This is a genomic window from Neisseria sp. HMSC03D10 (assembly GCF_001807625.1).
GTDB classification, from domain to species: Bacteria; Pseudomonadota; Gammaproteobacteria; order Burkholderiales; family Neisseriaceae; genus Neisseria; species Neisseria mucosa.
In genome coordinates, this window is sequence record NZ_KV789536.1 from 18,805 (window position 1) to 19,032 (window position 228).

The window sequence follows — 228 nt, forward strand, 5'->3', positions numbered from 1 at the left end:
AACACACAGCCGCCTGAAGGCGGCTGGTCAACCTTGCCATGCAGGACACGCTGGTATTTGACGTTTCAACACACAGCCGCCTGAAGGCGGCTGGTCAACACGTTTGCAACAGGCTGGATGTTGATTAAAGTTTCAACACACAGCCGCCTGAAGGCGGCTGGCCGTGGTTATGCGCAAAGCTCGGCGTAATATCGTCGGGTTTCAACACACAGCCGCCTGAAGGCGGCT